The 617-nt window shown below is 47.2% G+C and carries 1 protein-coding gene and 1 pseudogene; both read right to left on the reverse strand.

Annotation, left to right across the window (positions count from 1 at the left end):
- On the reverse strand, positions 1-445 hold a 445-nt coding region (locus ACS8FC_RS18865; RefSeq protein WP_439297917.1), incomplete at its 3' end, for a putative nucleotidyltransferase substrate binding domain-containing protein.
- Between the two features lie 27 nt (positions 446-472).
- Positions 473-613, reverse strand: a pseudogene (locus ACS8FC_RS18870) (DUF294 nucleotidyltransferase-like domain-containing protein); the annotation flags it as partial.
- Positions 614-617 lie beyond the last annotated feature (4 nt).

Raw genomic sequence — 617 nt, forward strand, 5'->3', positions numbered from 1 at the left:
TCGTTGGATCGACTTGCCTTGCGTGTTTGTCATCGGTTGACAGTGCGACTGATAAACGCTGCGCCATAAAGAACTCTAAAGCTTCCAATAACGTATCAGCGCGTTCTTGGGTCAGGGCATGAGACTTCACCAATGCCTTTAGGCGATCTTTACTGCTAGGCACATCGAGCACATCATTTTCCAATGCCAACGTACGAATACCATGAACCAATGGAAAGATTCCTGCTTTTTTTAGATCAATATCTGCTGATATAGATTTACCCCCTATCAAAGGCACAAACTTTTGCCACCACTGATTGACATCGCCAAACTGTAGCGCTGCACGGGCAAACTGACGTACAAACATTGGATCGGCTTGTCTGTGCGCCATTCTTAAATGCTGACGCACCTGTATGAGTAGGGTTTCGTCACCGCAGACGTATTCGCCATCCATTATGGCGGACAAGTAGATGCCATGCATGGGGTCAGTGTTTCTAAACCATATGCCAATCTGAGCGGTAAACCGCTTGAGCGGTTGTCGCCACATGGCATTGGTCATCATGATATTGCCATCGCACAGTGGATAGCCAAGCGTTGCCAAATGATTGTTAAAGGTATCGGCAAACTGTGCCAAATCC

It is taken from the genome of Psychrobacter sp. 1Y4 (assembly GCF_051847555.1).